At 44.7% G+C, this 18,298-nt stretch carries 10 protein-coding genes; 8 read left to right on the top strand and 2 right to left on the bottom strand.

Translation table 11 applies throughout. The features are described 5' to 3' along the window. Positions 1-152 precede the first annotated feature (152 nt). On the bottom strand, positions 153-2,510 hold the full coding sequence (locus HMPREF0106_RS11815; protein WP_009040086.1) for a family 43 glycosylhydrolase: 2,358 nt from the start codon (positions 2,508-2,510) through the stop codon (positions 153-155). A 243-nt stretch (positions 2,511-2,753) separates the two neighbouring features. Here HMPREF0106_RS11815 and HMPREF0106_RS11820 point away from each other — a divergent pair, with 243 nt between their 5' ends. The 6 genes from HMPREF0106_RS11820 to HMPREF0106_RS11845 all read left to right on the top strand — a co-directional run bounded on the left by HMPREF0106_RS11820 (position 2,754) and on the right by HMPREF0106_RS11845 (position 13,294). Beyond that, positions 2,754-5,630 (top strand): sugar-binding domain-containing protein, encoded by a 2,877-nt coding sequence (locus HMPREF0106_RS11820; protein WP_032851371.1) that lies wholly within the window; start codon positions 2,754-2,756, stop codon positions 5,628-5,630. A gap of 130 nt (positions 5,631-5,760) precedes the next feature. Continuing rightward, positions 5,761-6,999, top strand: a complete 1,239-nt coding sequence (locus tag HMPREF0106_RS11825; protein WP_032851369.1) for a rhamnogalacturonan acetylesterase — start codon at positions 5,761-5,763, stop codon at positions 6,997-6,999. Between the two features lie 41 nt (positions 7,000-7,040). After that, positions 7,041-8,576 carry a glycoside hydrolase family 28 protein gene (locus HMPREF0106_RS11830; RefSeq protein WP_009040083.1) on the top strand — a complete coding sequence of 512 codons (1,536 nt, stop codon included), beginning with the start codon at positions 7,041-7,043 and terminating at the stop codon, positions 8,574-8,576. After that, a complete protein-coding gene (locus HMPREF0106_RS11835; RefSeq protein ID WP_032851368.1) occupies positions 8,527-9,129 on the top strand; it encodes a DUF4450 domain-containing protein in 603 nt (200 codons plus the stop codon). The genes HMPREF0106_RS11830 and HMPREF0106_RS11835 overlap by 50 nt, the downstream gene beginning before the upstream one ends. Then, a complete protein-coding gene (locus HMPREF0106_RS11840) occupies positions 9,126-10,529 on the top strand; it encodes a glycoside hydrolase family 28 protein (RefSeq protein ID WP_009040081.1) in 1,404 nt (467 codons plus the stop codon). The genes HMPREF0106_RS11835 and HMPREF0106_RS11840 overlap by 4 nt, the downstream gene beginning before the upstream one ends. Continuing rightward, a complete protein-coding gene (locus tag HMPREF0106_RS11845; RefSeq protein ID WP_009040080.1) occupies positions 10,526-13,294 on the top strand; it encodes a glycosyl hydrolase in 2,769 nt (922 codons plus the stop codon). The genes HMPREF0106_RS11840 and HMPREF0106_RS11845 overlap by 4 nt, the downstream gene beginning before the upstream one ends. Positions 13,295-13,613: 319 nt before the next feature. Here the strand turns inward: HMPREF0106_RS11845 and HMPREF0106_RS11850 are convergent, their stop codons facing one another. Further along, positions 13,614-14,786, bottom strand: coding sequence for a MalY/PatB family protein (locus tag HMPREF0106_RS11850; protein WP_009040079.1), 1,173 nt, complete (start codon positions 14,784-14,786; stop codon positions 13,614-13,616). A 68-nt stretch (positions 14,787-14,854) separates the two neighbouring features. On the opposite strand from HMPREF0106_RS11850, the gene HMPREF0106_RS11855 reads away from it, so the two are divergent. After that, positions 14,855-15,640 (top strand): Cof-type HAD-IIB family hydrolase, encoded by a 786-nt coding sequence (locus HMPREF0106_RS11855; protein ID WP_004316729.1) that lies wholly within the window; start codon positions 14,855-14,857, stop codon positions 15,638-15,640. Between the two features lie 105 nt (positions 15,641-15,745). Beyond that, on the top strand, positions 15,746-17,743 hold the full coding sequence (locus tag HMPREF0106_RS11860) for a tetratricopeptide repeat protein (protein WP_009040078.1): 1,998 nt from the start codon (positions 15,746-15,748) through the stop codon (positions 17,741-17,743). The last annotated feature ends 555 nt before the right edge of the window (positions 17,744-18,298 follow it).

Here is an 18,298-nt window from a genome sequence, read left to right as displayed (position 1 = left end):
CCTACGAGAAAAACACACCAGCCACAAGCCCTGAAAGGGCGGAACCGTATACAATTATGCCCTTTCAGGGCGCAAATTCAGATTGTCGTTTTTACGTAGGGCGTTGCCCTACGCTATATAATTAAGCCCTTTCAGGGCACTCCGCAAAATTATCATTTCTCATAGATTTTCCATTCCCACAATCCAGCATCTCCCCTGCGGATATGAAGACGAAGATAACGGGCCTCCCCTATCTCCTTCGCCAAATGCGGGGAGCGCACTTCTACTTTAGCTTGTTCGGCACATGTCCGCCAGTTTTTTCCATCCATCGATTTTTCTAACCGCCACGTATGTCCTTCAGTAGGGCGGGTAAAGTAAAACTGACATTCGTTGACATTGCGAATCCCTTTTAAATCCACCGTAATGAATGGACTGCTATCCGTATCGGCTGCCATCCAACGAGTTCCATTCGATTCATCGGCTACATGAGCAGCCTGATAAGTATGCGTTCGAGTATAATTCTTCACGGAGGCTTTCTCCGGTAGAGGCTGGTTAGGCTGTGTTTCAATGCTAACCACAGAAGTGCGCGGTTCTTTCTCGCTGGAAGCATAAAAATGTGACTGCAAAGACAAATTCGTCCGTTTCTCTTGTGGAGCTGCCAGGTACCCCACTCCACGCTTATCGGGAACTAAAGTCTTAATTGTTCCGTCATCATTAAATTCCATCCGGTTAGCATATACCTGCCGGGTGGTTCCACCATCTCCGTATTCAAGATAAAGAAAGATATACTCATCCGTTCCTTCATCGTAGAACACATTGCCATGCCCCGGTCCCCACACTTGATTTTCGGGAGAAGAAAACAAAAAGATATCGTTGCCTTCCGGTTTCACAAAACCTGTAAGAGGAGATTCGCGGCTCATCATGTATGCATTTGCATAATTCTGATGACCGCTCAATGTATAAATATAATAATAGATACCTTTACGTTTAAACATTACGGGGCCCTCTGAATATCCCTGACGGGCTGTTTTCAATGTCACCGGTTCCCCATCCAGATGAAGCCGGTCAGCAGAAAGACGTGCCGCATTCCGACGACGCCAAAAGATATATCCCGTACCGTCATCATCAATAAAAGGCTCTCCGTCGATATCATTAATAATGGCAGAGCTATCTACTTCTTCTCCGGAAACAAAAAGCCCTTTTCCTTCGGTAAACCGGAAAGGACCCTCCGGACGATCTGCAACAAGCACATAAGTCCCCATCTTATCACCGGGCTTGACAAAGGTAACATATAAATAAAACTTTCCATCGTGTTCAATCACTCTCCCGGGAGCCCAATACCGGAAATATCCTTTTTTCTTTTCACCTTTATCATTCGTATATTCATATCCCTTCGACCAGTCGAAATCACTAATATGAGAACCCTCAAAGCTCCAGTTTACAAAATCTTTCGACTTCCACACAACAGGTGTTCCGGCACGTTCAAGACCATAATCCAAATCAGTGGTTCCGTAGAGATAATAGGTATCACCAAACTTAGAAACAGAAGGATCCGCCACATTATCGGGGATTAAAGGATTATAAGTACGATTGGCTATCAATGCCTCCACCACGGAAGCATCTACCGCAAACGCCGTTCCATGACGGATACCTCTCGGAAAAGAAACTTGATCGGACACGTCTTCCCATGTTTCGCCATGATCTAAAGAGCGAACGGCACCATAACGATGATCACGATATTTATCGAAATAAACATAAAGCGTATCACCGACAAAAAGAGGAGCAGGTCCTTCCGCCCAATACTTTCCTGTAATAGGCGCCGATACTTTGGTCGGAAATCCTTTTTCGATCTTTTTTGTACGCGTAACGCGCAAATTCTTTTCCGGCGGATTGGAGTTTTCATTCTTGACTATCATTATCAGGTCTCCCACCTTCGGATCTTTCACAATGGCAGCGTCAATCACACTGAAATCAGGATTGAAGAACATTTTCGTCTTTGAGAAAGTACGGAAATCCTTTGTTGTCACATAATAAATACGATGATTCAATCCCTTCTCGCTTTCGCTGGTAGCCACTTCTTTATGACGACCAGGAATCGTAGTCGCCCAAAAGATATAGTAAGTTTGTGAAGGTTCGTCATAAAAGAGTTCAGGTGCCCAACAATTATGGGCAGTCGGCTCGTGCATCATCACCGGAATAGCCTGTTGCTCACTCCAATGAATCAAATCACGGGAAGAGGCATGGCCGATAATCCGATCAGTCCAACTGGAAGTCCAGACCATGTGGAAAGTTCCGTCCGGAGCCTGGCAAATACTCGGATCTCGCATTAATTTATCTTTACCAACGGAAGGTGTCAGATAAGAGCGTCCGCCATTCAAAGGCATCCAGTTCAATCCGTCATAACTATAAGCTAAATGCAATCCATCTTTACTGTCATTGATGAAATAAGAAAAGAGATAAGCAGTCTCACCGGCGAAGATTGTCATTACCGAGCAAAGACTTAGAGCCATCCAAACAACTACTTTTTTCATGGTTCTTTTTAAGATTAAAAAGTTTACCCCGCAAAGATAAGGTATCTCCCAACCTCCTCAAAGATAAAGAGCATGGACAATATTTCAAATCCATGTAGTTTTGTACACCATCCGTCCTATAAGTGCATTTTGATACAATATTCTATGTATCTGTACATCTTTCTATTTACTAAACCCTTAAAAAGCTCTACTTTAGCGGCAGATTTTAAAATAGAGATGAAAAACATATCAATTCTATATATCATGAAACAACTTTTAGTAAGTATTGCCATCGTATTTGCCTCTATACTGACCGTAACGGGGCAAAATCATTCTTTCAGTTTATCCGGCAAATGGAATTTCCAGATAGACCGGGAAGATATCGGCACCAAGGAACAATGGTTCAAAAAAAGCCTTGATGATCAGATTAATCTCCCCGGCTCCATGCCCGAAAAGCTGAAAGGAGATGAAGTAACCGCCCGCACCCGGTGGACCGGAAGCTTGTATGACAGCTCTTACTATTTCAATCCATACATGGAGAAATACAGAATAGAAGGACAAGTGAAACTTCCCTTTTTCCTGACTCCCGACAAACATTATGTAGGGGTAGCCTGGTATCAAAAGAAAGTTACAATACCTTCCAACTGGAAAGGAGAAAGAATCACTCTTTTCCTGGAACGCCCGCACATCGAAACGACCGTATGGGTCAATCAACAGGAACTCGGTATGCAGAACAGTCTTTGTGTCCCTCATGTGTATGATCTGACTTCTGCTGTTACTCCCGGCAAAACCTGCCTGATTACTATCCGCATCGACAACCGCATCAAAGAAATCAATGTAGGTCCCGACTCTCACAGCATCACCGACCAAACACAAGGTAACTGGAACGGGATCGTAGGACGAATCGAATTACAGGCCACTCCTAAAGTTCATTTTGAAGACATTCAGATATACCCTGATTTAAACAATCAGAAAGCACTGGTACGCATGAACATACAGTCTGCCTCTTCCACTAAAGGAGATATTACACTTTCTGCCGAAAGTTTCAATACGGACACTCAACACAAAGTAGCTCCTGTTCAGCAAAGCTTCCATATCCGTCCGGGAGACAATGCGATAGAGATGGAACTTCCTATGGGAAAAGATTTCCTCACATGGGATGAGTTTAATCCTGCACTGTATAAACTGACGGCCAAACTGACCAACGGTAAACAGGCCGACATCAAACAGGTACAATTTGGAATGCGCGATTTCAAGATAGAAGGAAAATGGTTCTACGTCAATGGCCGCAAAACAATGCTTCGCGGCACAGTGGAAAACTGTGATTTCCCATTGACCGGTTATGCTCCGATGGACGTAGCTTCCTGGGAGCGGGTGTTCCGCATTTGCCGCAACTATGGTTTGAATCACATGCGTTTTCATTCTTTCTGCCCGCCGGAAGCTGCTTTTATCGCAGCCGATCTGGTCGGTTTCTATCTGCAACCGGAAGGTCCGAGTTGGCCGAATCACGGACCAAGACTGGGTAACGGACAGCCAATTGACAAATATCTGATGGACGAAACAATTGCCCTGACTAAAGAATACGGAAATTATGCATCTTACTGTATGCTGGCTTGTGGTAACGAACCTTCCGGACGCTGGGTAGCATGGGTGAGCAAGTTTGTCGATTATTGGAAAGCGACAGATCCGCGTCGTGTATATACGGGAGCTTCCGTAGGAAACAGCTGGCAGTGGCAACCTCACAATGAATACCATGTGAAAGCCGGAGCACGCGGTTTGAGTTGGGCAGGTGCGCAACCGGAAAGCGAATCGGATTATCGCGCAAGGATAGACACCGTGAAACAACCGTATGTATCACATGAAACAGGTCAATGGTGCGTATTCCCGAATTTCAACGAAATCCGCAAATATACCGGAGTCAACAAGGCGAAGAACTTTGAGATTTTCAGGGATATTCTGAATGATAATTACATGGGAAGCCAAAGTTATGATTTTATGATGGCTTCGGGCAAATTGCAGGCACTTTGTTATAAGCATGAGATTGAAAAGACATTGCGCACCCCCGATTATGCAGGTTTCCAATTGCTAGCTCTCAACGATTATTCGGGTCAGGGAACGGCATTGGTCGGCGTACTGGATGTATTTTTTGAAGAGAAAGGATATATCAACGCGGAACAATTCAGACGTTTTTGCAGCCCGACTGTCCCCTTAGCCCGTATTCCGAAGTTTGTATATACCAATAATGAAACATTCCATGCCGACATCGAAGTTTCCCACTTTGGTGCAGCCCCTCTGCAAGGAGCAAAAACTAGCTATACCATCAAAGACAAGTTCGGAAAGGTGTATGCCAAAGGAACTGTCGGCACACAAACGATTCCTATTGGGAACCTTTGTGCACTAGGCAGCGTGGATATGAGCCTGAAGGGGATCGATACTCCACAGAAACTAAATCTGGAAGTGTGTATTGAAGGCAGCGATGCCGTCAATGACTGGGATTTCTGGGTATATCCTGCACAAGTGGAACTGACACAAGGAAGCGTATATACTACCGACACACTGGATGAAAAAGCCATTTCCGTACTGAAAGAAGGAGGAAATGTCTTGATTACGGCAGCGGGCAAAATACAATACGGAAAAGAAGTTAAACAATACTTTACTCCGGTATTCTGGAATACTTCCTGGTTCAAGATGCGCCCGCCGCACACAACTGGTATTTTCCTGAATGAATATCATCCTCTTTTCCGTGAATTTCCTACGGAATTTCATAGTAACCTGCAATGGTGGGAATTATTAAATAAAGCCCAAGTGATGCAATTTACCGACTTCCCGGCAGAATTCCAGCCAACCGTTCAAAGCATCGACACCTGGTTCATCAGCCGGAAAATCGGAATGTTGTTTGAAGCAAACGTATTGAACGGTAAACTGATGATGACCAGCATGGATATCACCTCTCAACCGGAAAAACGAATCGTTGCCCGACAAATGCACAAGGCAATTCTGGATTATATGAATTCAGATGCTTTCCGTCCGGCAGAGAAAATATCTCCGGAGCTGATTCAGGCATTGTTCACCAAAGTGGCAGGAGATGTAAAATCTTATACCAAAGATTCGCCGGACGAGCTCAAACCGAAAATTAACTAAAAAGGAAATTATCAGGCACGGATTACACGAATTACACTGTTGCTTTATAGAAAGCATAATTCTAAAAACCGTGAAATCCGCGTAATCCGTGCCTAAATTCTATAAACAATATACATTCATATTATTTATAATGAAAACTACCATCATAGGCTTACTACTCTTGGCTACAATAACCGTCCATGCCCAAGAAGAAGTCCGAACCTACCAACTGTCGGACGCACCCCGATATAGCGAGGAGACGGGATACGGATACGACCTCACCGCCACACCCGAGAAAGGGAGTAAATCACCTTTCTTCTTCTCTGTCCGTGTTCCGGACGGGAATTACAAAGTTACAGTTCGCCTGGGAAGTAAAAAACAGGCAGGAGTGACCACCGTAAGAGGTGAGTCACGCCGGCTATTTGTTGAGAACCTGCCAACTAAAAAAGGACAATTCGTAGAAGAAACATTTATCATCAATAAGCGTACCCCTCGTATCTCCGAAAAAGAATATGTACGAATCAAGCCCCGTGAGAAAGCGAAACTGAACTGGGATGATAAACTGACATTGGAATTTAATGGAGATGCACCTGTGTGTCAAAGTATCCGTATCGAACCTGCCGATCCGTCGGTCATCACTGTTTTTCTGTGCGGAAACAGTACGGTAGTCGATCAGGACAACGAACCTTGGGCTAGCTGGGGACAAATGATTCCTCATTTCTTCGGAACAGATGTTTGCATCGCCAATTATGCGGAATCCGGTGAATCGGCCAATACTTTTATCGGAGCAGGACGTTTGAAAAAAGCATTGAGCCAGATGAAAAAAGGCGATTATCTCTTCATGGAGTTCGGACATAACGATCAGAAGCAAAAAGGTCCCGGAAAAGGAGCTTACTACTCTTTTATGACCAGCCTGAAAACATTCATCGACGAAGCACGAGCACGTGGAGCATATCCCGTACTGGTTACTCCCACCCAACGCCGGAGCTTTGACTCAACCGGACATATCCGCGATACACACGAAGATTATCCGGAGGCCATGCGCTGGCTGGCCGCCAAAGAAAATATACCTTTGATTGACCTCAACGAAATGACTCGGACACTATATGAAGCGTTAGGCACGGAAACATCCAAACGCGCCTTCGTACACTATCCAGCAGGAACTTATCCCGGACAGACCAAGGCTTTTGAAGACAATACCCACTTTAACCCTTACGGCGCTTATCAGATAGCCCAGTGTGTGATTGAAGGTATGAAGAAAGCCGTACCCGAGTTAGCCAAACACTTAAAAATAGACCCGGCATATAACCCGGCACACCCGGATGATGTGAATACTTTCCACTGGAACGAATCACCTTTCACAGAAATAGAGAAACCGGACGGAAATTAAGAGATAAGTATTAGGTATTAAGTATCAGGCATTAGATAAATATGAAAACCAAAAGCATCTTTCCCCTGTTCCTATTGGCAGGCACACTTTTGACAGCAGCTTGCGTCACCCCAACGGCCAAACAGGCAGGAAGCAACAGCTTCGAATGGGGGCAAGTACCGCAACAACCGGATTTGTCATGGGCTGACAGTGTAGGAAGCCGGCAAATGCCCGGAAACAGTCTTATTTTATCCGCCAATTCTTTTGGCGCAGTAGCAGACAGCACGGTGCTTAGCACAGAGGCTATCCAGAAAGCAATCGACAGTTGTTCCGTCTCCGGCGGAGGCACGGTCACCCTTCAACCGGGATATTATCAGACAGGGGCATTGTTCGTAAAAAGTGGTGTCAACCTGCAACTGGATAAAGGAGTGACTCTACTGGCTAGTCCTCACATTCATCATTATCCCGAATTCCGTTCGCGGATTGCGGGAATTGAGATGACATGGCCCGCGGCAGTAATCAACATTGTCAACGAAAAGAATGCTGCCGTCAGTGGAGAGGGAACGCTGGATTGCCGGGGCAAAGTATTTTGGGATAAATATTGGGAAATGCGAAAAGAATATGAAGCGAAAGGACTGCGCTGGATTGTGGACTACGACTGCAAACGTGTACGGGGTATTCTCGTGGAACGCAGTTCGGACGTTACCCTCAAAGGATTCACCCTGATGCGGACAGGCTTTTGGGGATGCCAGGTTCTTTATTCCAATTACTGCACCATAGACGGACTGGTCATTAATAATAACTTGGGAGGACACGGCCCCAGTACGGATGGTATCGACATCGACTCGTCCACTAATATTCTGATTGAAAACTGCGACGTCGATTGCAATGATGATAATATTTGTATCAAATCGGGACGCGACGCAGACGGATTGCGTGTCAATCTCCCCACGGAGAATGTAGTAATACGCAACTGTATAGCCCGCAAAGGTGCAGGCCTCATCACCTGTGGCAGTGAAACCTCCGGCAGCATACGAAATATATTGGGATACAATCTTCAAGCAGTCGGCACCTCGGCCGTACTACGGTTAAAGAGTGCCATGAACCGGGGAGGAACGATCGAAAATATCTATATGACCGACGTAAAAGCAGAAAACGTCCGCCACGTACTAGCTGCGGATCTGAACTGGAATCCCAGTTATAGTTATAGTGTATTACCTAAAGAGTATGAAGGGAAAGATATTCCGGAACATTGGAGAGTAATGCTGACTCCGGTAACACCACCCGAAAAAGGTTATCCGCACTTCCGCAATGTGTATGTATCGAAGATCAAAGCAGAAAATGTAGATGAATTTATCTCTGCTTCCGGCTGGAATGACTCGTTACGTCTGGAAAATTTCTATCTTTATGCCATCGAAGCGCAGACCCATAAACCGGGGAAAATCTGCTATACAAAAAACTTCAATTTGTCTGAAATCACATTGGATATGAAAGACAAAAACGCTATTGAACTAAAGGAAAATGAACAAAGTAATATCCACTTCAACTATGCTGAAACAACTCCTGACCACCGTACTGCTGGGAATCTTGCTCATTGATGCGCAAGCACAATCCCTGACTCCGCCTGCCGGTACTTTCCGGCTGGGAATATCGAAGGGAAATGAAAGTCACTGGCTGAAGCCTAAAGAAAAAGTAGAAGGGATCCATTTCCAATGGAAAGCCCTGCCCGATAGTCATGGATTTATTCTGGAAGTAGAAGTGACTTCCACATCAAAAGCGGATAAGCTCTTCTGGAGTTTCGGCGATTGCCGGCCGGATTCGGATATCAATGTCTTCAGTGTAGAGGGACAGGCTTTCACTTGCTATTATGGAGAAAGTATGAAATTACGTACTTTACAGGCTGTCACTCCCAGCGATGATATTCGCTTGAGCAACGGACATAAGGATGAAACTCCCCTGATGCTTTACGAATCGGGCAAACGGACCGACCGACCGGTATTGGCCGGATGTTGCAATCTCTCTCCAATCCCCTCTCAAGAAAAGGTCACTAAGCCACTCCGACTTTACTTCTGTTTCTACGAACAGAATGAAAAAGCGGATTACAACTATTATATGTTACCGGATATTTTTGCCAAAATCGACAAAAAATGAAAAGAGCTTATTTATTATTCACTCTGTTAATTGGTTGCATCCATATACATGCAGCCATTTATAACGTTAAGGACTTTGGAGCCAAAGCGGATGGAAAAACCATCGATTCTCCTGCTATCAATCGTGCGATTGAAGCAGCTGCAGAAGCCGGAGGAGGTACGGTTTACCTACCAGCCGGAGAATATGCCTGTTATTCTATCCGGTTAAAAAGTAACATTCATTTGTATCTGGAGCAAGGTGCGTGTATTCTTGCCGCTTTCCCCGGAAAAAAGGAAGGATACGATAATGCCGAACCGAATGAACATAACAAATATCAGGATTTCGGACACAGCCACTGGAAGAATTCCTTAATCTGGGGAATCGGGCTGGAGAACATAACGATCAGTGGGCCCGGACTTATCTACGGTAAAGGGCTGACTCGCGAAGAAAGCCGTCTGCCGGGTGTAGGCAATAAAGCTATCAGCTTGAAGGAGTGTAGAAATGTGACTCTGAAAGATTTATCCATGCTGCATTGCGGACATTTTGCCCTGTTGGCTACAGGAGTAGATCATCTGACCATTCTGAATCTGAAAGTAGATACGAACCGGGATGGATTCGACATCGATTGTTGCCGGAATGTGCGTATCAGCCAGTGCACGGTGAACTCGCCCTGGGATGATGCCATTGTATTGAAAGCATCCTACGGTTTAGGACGCTTCCAAGATACGGAAAATGTGACGATCAGCGATTGTTACGTAAGTGGTTATGATAAAGGAAGTGTATTGGATGGCACCTGGCAACTGGATGAACCGCAAGCCCCCGATCATGGTTACCGCACCGGACGCATCAAACTGGGAACAGAAAGCAGCGGAGGCTTCCGCAATATTGCGATTACTAATTGTATCTTTGAACATTGCAGGGGATTGGCATTGGAAACGGTAGACGGAGGACATTTGGAAGATATTGTTATCAACAATATAACAATGAGAAATATTGTCAACGCTCCTATCTTCCTCCGGTTAGGCGCACGTATGCGTAGCCCCGAAGGTACGCCTGCAGGCACCATGAAACGTATTCTCATCAGCAACATCAACGTTTGGAATGCCGACAGCCGTTATGCCTCCATCATCAGCGGAGTGCCTGGTGCATGTATTGAGGACGTAACTTTTCGAAATATTCACCTCTATTATAAAGGAGGATATAGCGAAGAGGATGGCAAACGTATTCCGCCCGAACAGGAGAAAGTATATCCCGAGCCCTGGATGTTCGGCACTATTCCCGCTAAAGGGTTTTATATCCGCCATGCACGGAATATTACCTTCGACGGCATCCGCTTCCACTTTGAACAGCCGGACGGACGACCGCTTTTTGTAACTGATGACGCAGAAAATATAGAATACTATAACACACCGAAAGAATGATTAATAAGAGACAATTGATAGTTCTTTGCCTGCTCGCCGCAGGTGGAGTAATGCAAGCACAACAATGGCCAGACACTCCGGTGGAAGCACGTCCCGGCGCCAGATGGTGGTGGCTGGGAAGTGCCGTAGACGAAAAGAATCTGACGTATAATCTGGAAGAATACGCACGCACCGGAATGGGAGCAGTAGAAATTACTCCTATCTATGGAGTGCAAGGCAATGACGCGAATGAAATTCAGTTTCTTTCTCCCCGCTGGATGGAAATGCTTAAACATACACAGGCGGAAGGAAAACGTACGGGTATCGAGATTGATATGAATACCGGAACAGGATGGCCTTTTGGCGGACCTGAAGTCAGTATCGAAGACGCGGCTACCAAGGCTATCTTCCAGACATACGAAATAGAGGGCGGCAAAGAGATTGAACAGGATATCAATGTGACCGATCCCAAGCAACAACCATTTTCCGTACTAAGCCGGGTAATGGCATACGATGAGAAAGGCAAATGTATTAACCTGACTGCTCACGTCAAAAAAGACAAGCTGCAATGGAAAGCACCTGCCGGCAAATGGAAAGTGATCGCTCTTTACATCGGAAAAACAAGGCAGAAAGTGAAACGGGCAGCTCCGGGAGGAGAAGGCTATGTGATGAATCATCTCTCAAAAAAAGCGGTAAAAAATTATCTTTCCCGCTTTGACCGTGCTTTCAAAAGTAGCAAGACAAGTTATCCACATACTTTCTTCAACGATTCATACGAAGTTTATCAAGCTGACTGGACGGATGATTTCCTGGAACAGTTCGCTCGCAGACGGGGGTATAAACTGGAAGAACATTTCTCCGAGTTTCTGGATGAAAATCGTCCGGAAGTTAGCAGACGTATCGTGTCAGATTACCGGGAAACCATTTCCGACCTCTTATTGGAGAACTTCAGTCATCAATGGACAGACTGGGCACACAAAAACGGCAGTATCACCCGTAATCAGGCACATGGTTCGCCCGGTAACCTGATTGATATTTATGCTTCCGTGGATATTCCGGAATGTGAAGGTTTCGGACTGTCGCAGTTCCATATCGAAGGATTGCGTCAGGACTCATTGACCAAAAAGAATGATTCGGACCTGTCTATGTTGAAATATGCCTCCTCGGCAGCTCATATTGCAGGAAAAACATATACTTCTTCCGAAACATTTACATGGCTGACGGAGCATTTCCGTACTTCCCTGTCGCAATGTAAACCGGATATGGATTTGATGTTTGTTTCCGGAGTCAATCACATGTTTTTCCACGGTACTCCTTATTCTCCGAAAGAAGTCGAATGGCCCGGATGGCTGTTCTATGCTTCTATCAATATGAGTCCGACGAACAGTATTTGGCGTGATGCCCCTTCTTTCTTCCATTACATAACCCGTTGTCAGAGTTTTCTGCAAATGGGACGGCCGGATAATGATTTCCTGATTTATCTTCCGGTATATGACATGTGGAACGAGCAACCGGGACGATTGTTACTTTTCACCATCCACCACATGGATAAACTCGCTCCCAAATTTATCAATGCTATCCATCGTATTAATAACAGCGGATATGACGGGGATTATATCTCTGACAACTTTATTCGCAGTACCCGTTTCAAGAACGGACAGTTAGTTACATCGGGCGGCACTGGTTATAAAGCACTGGTAGTACCTGCCGCGCACTTGATGCCGAGTGATGTGCTGGCGCATCTTTATGAACTAGCCAAGCAAGGAGCTACCATTGTATTCCTCGAAAACTATCCGACAGATGTACCGGGATATGGTCAGCTGGGACAGAAACGAAAAAGTTATCAACAGACTTTGAAGAATCTGCCTGCCGTATCGTTTTCAGAAACAACCGTTACTCCGATTGGGAAAGGTAAGATTATCACCGGAACGGATTATGCACGCACATTAGCCAGTTGCAATATCCCTGCGGAAGAAATGAAAACAAAATTCGGGTTGCAGACCATCCGAAGAGTAAATGACACAGGACATCATTACTTCATCTCTTCATTGCAAAATAAAGGAGTAGATGGTTGGATTACTTTAGGTACAAATGCCGAAACAGCCGCTCTCTTTAACCCCATGACCGGAGAATGTGGAGAAGCGAAAGTGCGTCAGGTAGACGGAAAGACACAAGTCTATCTGCAATTAAAATCGGGCGAGTCTATCATCCTGCAAACATACCGACAACCTTTACAAGCATCCAAGCCGTGGAAGTATGTAAAAGAACAACCCTTTAGTCTTCGCCTGGACCATGGCTGGAAATTGCACTTTGCTGAAAGTAAACCGGAGATTCAGGGTACATTTGATATAGATCGTCCATGTTCATGGACAAACATAGATCATCCGGCAGCCCAAACAAATATGGGAACTGGCGTTTATTCTTTGGATATTGAGTTGCCTGCTCTGAAAGCTAACAACTGGATTCTTGACTTGGGAGATGTACGCGAAAGTGCCCGTGTCCGAATCAACGGACAGGAAGCAGGCTGTGTATGGGCAGTGCCTTATCAGCTTAAGGTAGGACAATTCCTGAGACCTGGAAAAAACCACATCGAGATAGAAGTCACTAACCTCCCTGCGAATCGGATTGCAGAATTGGACAGACAGGGAGTGCAGTGGCGCAAATTCAAGGAAATCAATATTGTAGATTTAAGATATCGTCCGGCTAATTATGGACATTGGGCTCCTATGCCTTCCGGTTTGAATAGTGAAGTACGATTGATTCCGGTAGATTTTATACAAGAGTAAGGAAATCATTATTCACCACAGGAGGACGCAAAGGGCACAGAAGTGTAAACAGTTCGGGGGGGTATAAACTAGCAGATGATCTTCTGCTTACTAGTGAAAGATAATTTCCTTCACTAGTAATTTTTATATCTTTCCTCCTATAAATAGTGATCGAACTTGTATTCCAGTTTTCGTTTGACTTAAGTTAAGCGATAGTTTGACTTAAGTTATTCTATCGTTCGACTTAAGTCAAACGAAAACTCATTAGGGAACGAAGAAGATATTCTCTTCAAGGAAAACAACTAAATATAATATAGCAGCAGATTATTTCTTGCTTGAGCTACTTTAAATTTATCACAGCTTGTTCCAGTTGTTTCAATGCCTGTTCCAACACTGCACGCGGACAAGCGATGTTCAATCGCATAAACCCTTCCCCCTCCTTGCCAAATGTTGTTCCGTCATTCAATGCCAGATGAGCATCTTCTACGAAAAGGCGGTTCAGTTCTTTCTGATTAAGTCCCAACTCACGACAATCTAGGAAAATAAGATAAGAGGCTTGCGGACGAATCATTTTAATCGCAGGAATATGTTCTTTTAAATATGTTTCTGTAAAATCCACATTTCCTTTAATATAGGATACCACTTGATCCAGCCATTCTGTTCCATGACTGTAAGCAGCCGCTACGCTAAGATAAGCAAACAGGTGCCCTTCACTGAATTCACTTGCTTCCATATACTTCTGGAAACGGTGACGAAGTTCATCATTTTCAATGATTGCATAAGAACTGGCCAGCCCCGGCATATTGAATGCTTTGCTCGGAGACATAAAGACAAGTGAATTCATCCGTGCTTTTTCCGAAATCAAAGCAAAAGTAGGGTGTTTATAAGGAGGTAAGGTCAAGTCGGCATGAATCTCGTCAGAGATCACCAAAGTACCGCTTTCATAACAGATATCAGCAATTAGAGAAAGTTCCTCTTTTGTCCATACGCGTCCGCCCGGGTTATGGGGATTACTTAAAATCAATAATTTGCATCCTTGTACATCCCGGCGAAAACGGTCAAAGTCGATATAATACTGTCCATCTTTCAGTACCAATGGGCTGTATACTACTTCACGCTCATTCTTCTGTGTTACCAAAAAGAAAGGATGATAAACAGGAGGCATGACCATTACTTTATCACCTTTTTGCGTAAAACATTGAATAACGAAAGCCAATCCGCGGACAATACCGGGAGTGAAAGTCAACATCTCTTCACGGATCGTCCAGCCATGACGCTCTTTCACCCAGTTAACAATAGACTCCGACCATTCTTTGCAAGCAAAAGTATATCCGAGCACTTCATGTTCCAGCCGTTTTTTCAAAGCCTCTATTACAAAAGGAGCCGTACGGAAATCCATATCAGCTACCCACATTGGAATCAAGTCATTGCGTCCCCAACGGCTTTCTACAGCATCCCATTTTACGGAATCTGTACCGTTACGGTTTATTATTTCATCAAAATTATAGTTCATACTGCATAATGTTTTTATGTTATGTGAGACAAAAGTAGTACATTTGTACTCAATTCAAAAAGGAATTTATGACGAAAGCTTTATTTTTTGATATAGACGGAACGCTGGTCAGTTTTGAAACTCACCGTATACCGTCTTCTACCATCGAGGCGTTGGAAGCTGCCCACGCAAAAGGGCTGAAGATATTTATCGCTACCGGACGCCCGAAAGCCATTATCAACAATCTTTCCGAATTGCAGGACCGGAACCTTATCGATGGATATATAACCATGAACGGAGCCTATTGTTTTGTCGGTGAACAGGTTATTTATAAAAGTGCCATACCACAGGAAGAAGTGAAAGCAATGGCAGCTTTTTGCGAGAAGAAAGGTGTTCCCTGCATTTTCGTAGAGGAACATCATATTTCTGTCTGCCAACCTGATGATATGGTGAAAAAGATATTCTACGATTTTCTGCATGTGAATGTCATTCCTACTGTATCTTTTGAAGAAGCAACAAGCAAGGAAATTATACAGATGACTCCTTTTATCACAGAGGAAGAAGAAAAAGAAATCCGTCCGTCTATCCCCACCTGCGAAATCGGACGCTGGTATCCCTCATTCGCAGACATAACAGCCAAAGGAGACACCAAGCAGAAAGGGATTGATGAAATCATCCGTTACTTCGGCATAAAGTTGGAAGAAACAATGGCATTCGGAGATGGAGGAAATGATATCACTATGCTTCGCCACGCAGCTATCGGAGTTGCTATGGGACAGGCTAAGGAAGACGTGAAAGCCGCTGCCGATTACGTTACGGCTCCCATTGACGAGGACGGAATAAGTAAGGCAATGAAACATTTCGGAATTATTTAATAATGTGCCGATTTACCAATGCGCCCAAAAAACTATTATCCCGCGATTTCATGACACAACGTATTGGCAAATTAGCACATCAACAAATTTGCATATTATTATATTATGAGCGTAGACACTAACAACGCTGAGTTTCAGGATGCACTGAATCTGATTCAATATACCCGTCAATCGGTTTTTCTGACAGGAAAAGCCGGTACGGGAAAATCTACATTCCTGCGTTATGTCTGCGAGCATACCAAGAAGAAGCATGTTGTACTTGCACCGACCGGAATTGCCGCAATCAATGCCGGTGGAAGTACGATGCATAGCTTCTTTAAATTACCTTTTTATCCGTTATTGCCGGATGATCCTAATTTAAGTCTCCAACGTGGCCGTATTCACGAGTTCTTCAAATACACCAAGCCACATCGTAAGTTGCTGGAACAAATAGAACTGGTCATTATCGACGAAATCTCTATGGTACGGGCAGACATCATCGATGCCATCGACCGTATCTTACGAGTTTATTCACATAATCTGCGCGAACCTTTCGGTGGAAAACAACTCTTATTGGTAGGAGACGTCTTCCAACTGGAACCCGTTGTAAAGAACGATGAGCGGGAAATTTTGAACCGCTTCTATCCCACCCCCTACTTTTTCTCTGCCAGAGTGTTCGGACAAATAGACCTCGTCTCTATCGAACTTCAAAAAGTATATCGACAGACGGACCCTGTATTCGTCAGTGTCCTCGACCATATCCGCACCAATACAGCCGGAGCCGCAGACCTGCAACTGCTCAACACCCGCTACGGAAGCCAGATTGAAGAATCTGAAGCAGATATGTACATCACACTCGCCACCCGAAGAGATACGGTCGACTCCATTAATGAGAAGAAATTAGCAGAGCTCCCCGGAGAACCCATTACTTTTGAAGGAGTTATCGAAGGAGATTTTCCGGAAAGCAGTCTGCCTACTTCACAAGAGCTTGTACTCAAACCCGGTGCACAAATCATCTTCATCAAAAATGATTTCGATCGTAGGTGGGTAAACGGTACGATTGGTGTCATTGCCGGAATTGATGAGGAAGAAGAAACGATCTACGTCATCACCGACGATGGAAAAGAATGTGACGTAAAACTGGAATCATGGCGTAATATCCGCTACCACTACAACGAAAAAACAAAAGAAATAGAAGAAGAAGTATTAGGCAGCTTCACTCAATACCCTATCCGGTTAGCATGGGCCATCACTGTTCATAAAAGTCAGGGACTGACCTTCAGCCGTGTAGTCATCGACTTCACCGGCGGTGTATTTGCCGGAGGACAAGCATACGTAGCACTTAGCCGTTGTACCTCACTGGACGGCATCCAACTCAAAAAGCCTGTCAACCGTGCCGATGTCTTCGTCCGTCCCGAAATCGTCAACTTTGCCGGACGCTTCAACAACCGCCAAGCCATCGACAAAGCCCTGAAACAAGCACAAGCCGATGTGCAATATGCCGCTGCTTCACGTGCCTTCGACAAAGGGGATATGGAAGAATGTCTGGAACAGTTTTTCCGTGCCATCCATTCCCGCTACGATATTGAGAAACCTGTTCCCCGTCGTTTGATCCGCCGTAAACTCGGCATCATCAATACACTGAAAGAGCAGAACAAGAAGCTCAAAGAACAGATGCGCGAACAACAGGAACGTATACGACAATACGCCCACGAGTACCTGTTAATGGGAAACGAATGTATCACCCAAGCCCACGACGTACGTGCCGCCCTCGCCAACTACGACAAAGCCCTTAGCCTCGACCCCAACTACATAGATGCCTGGATAAGAAAAGGAATCACACTCTTCAACAACAAAGAGTACTTCGACGCTGAAAACTGTTTCAACACCGCAGTCAGCCTCCATCCTGCAAACTTTAAAGCAGTCTATAACCGTGGAAAGCTCCGACTAAAAACAGAAAACACAGAAGGCGCCATCGCCGACCTGGACAAAGCCACCAGCCTGAAACCCGAACACGCCAGCGCACACGAACTTTTCGGGGATGCCCTGTTAAAAGCCGGAAAAGAAGTGGAAGCTGCGTTACAATGGAGAATTGCAGAGGAACTGAAGAAAAAGAAGAAGTAATAAATCTACATAAAAGAAGAAGACGGAAACCGTCCGTTTTCTTCCTCACCGACCAACACCCCGTTCCTCACCGAGGAAAGACCTGTTCCTCACCGAGAAAGAGAGCATTGCTCACCGAGGAACGGATCCCCCACCTACAACCCCTTGTAGAACCATTGTCTCCTTTGGCGAATCATACACAAATATATTTACAGACTAGATTCGGATCAATCCGAAAAAAGGATTACTTTATAGGCAATTCTCAAATTCTGTATAACCTATAGATCTGTGGTAAATTCTTTTTCATCCATCACGGTACAGGTTATTAGTTAAATGAGAATTTAGCGGTTAAATGAGAATTTAGCGGTTAAATGGGAATTTTGCAGTTAAATGGGAATTTTGCAGTTAGGCTGAAAGCCTTACAATTATATATTTATTGGGGTGCCCTGAAAGGGCTTAATTATATAGCGTAGGGCAACGCCCTACGAAAAAAACACACCAGCCACAAGCCCTGAAAGGGCGGAACCGTATACAATTATGCCCTTTCAGGGCGCAAATTCAGATTGTCGTTTTTAC

The organism is Bacteroides sp. D22 (assembly GCF_000163675.1).
Taxonomy (GTDB): Bacteria; Bacteroidota; Bacteroidia; order Bacteroidales; family Bacteroidaceae; genus Bacteroides; species Bacteroides xylanisolvens.
The sequence above is the reverse complement of the archived record's forward strand: the minus strand, read 5'-3'. Positions and strand labels throughout refer to the sequence as shown.

What these genes read in the sequence shown, in the direction of transcription:
- HMPREF0106_RS11860 (WP_009040078.1), top strand. Translation starts at nt 15,746, where the DNA reads ATGAGCGTAGACACTAACAACGCTGAGTTTCAGGATGCACTGAATCTG.
- HMPREF0106_RS11820 (WP_032851371.1), top strand. Translation starts at nt 2,754, where the DNA reads ATGAAACAACTTTTAGTAAGTATTGCCATCGTATTTGCCTCTATACTG.
- HMPREF0106_RS11850 (WP_009040079.1), bottom strand. Translation starts at nt 14,786, where the DNA reads ATGAACTATAATTTTGATGAAATAATAAACCGTAACGGTACAGATTCC.
- HMPREF0106_RS11855 (WP_004316729.1), top strand. Translation starts at nt 14,855, where the DNA reads ATGACGAAAGCTTTATTTTTTGATATAGACGGAACGCTGGTCAGTTTT.
- HMPREF0106_RS11835 (WP_032851368.1), top strand. Translation starts at nt 8,527, where the DNA reads ATGCTGAAACAACTCCTGACCACCGTACTGCTGGGAATCTTGCTCATT.
- HMPREF0106_RS11845 (WP_009040080.1), top strand. Translation starts at nt 10,526, where the DNA reads ATGATTAATAAGAGACAATTGATAGTTCTTTGCCTGCTCGCCGCAGGT.
- HMPREF0106_RS11830 (WP_009040083.1), top strand. Translation starts at nt 7,041, where the DNA reads ATGAAAACCAAAAGCATCTTTCCCCTGTTCCTATTGGCAGGCACACTT.
- HMPREF0106_RS11815 (WP_009040086.1), bottom strand. Translation starts at nt 2,510, where the DNA reads ATGAAAAAAGTAGTTGTTTGGATGGCTCTAAGTCTTTGCTCGGTAATG.
- HMPREF0106_RS11825 (WP_032851369.1), top strand. Translation starts at nt 5,761, where the DNA reads ATGAAAACTACCATCATAGGCTTACTACTCTTGGCTACAATAACCGTC.
- HMPREF0106_RS11840 (WP_009040081.1), top strand. Translation starts at nt 9,126, where the DNA reads ATGAAAAGAGCTTATTTATTATTCACTCTGTTAATTGGTTGCATCCAT.